Genomic DNA, 238 nt, shown 5'->3' on the forward strand with positions numbered 1-238 from the left:
GTTCAGTAACTCAATAGCCGCTTCTACTTCGACCTTGCGTACAGCAACACTTTCGATATTGCATCCCACCGGCACCCCCAGAGTATCCGCAAAAGCCTTGAGCTCGCGCCAGTTAGCTTCAGAATAATTGACCGATTGCTCAAGAATATCGTGAGCGTGCAGCAGCTCATTCTCCAGCCAGCGTGGAATACTGATCCCCAGCCATTTCATGAAATTCAGCGTCTGCACAGACCCACAG

General features: G+C 50.8%; 1 protein-coding gene. It reads right to left on the minus strand.

What is annotated here, in order from left to right:
• Positions 1–210: hypothetical protein (locus Q4563_RS22385; protein WP_303606113.1), on the minus strand; the 210-nt coding region annotated here is incomplete at its 3' end.
• Between the last annotated feature and the right edge of the window lie 28 nt (positions 211–238).

The organism is Gilvimarinus sp. 1_MG-2023 (assembly GCF_030548285.1).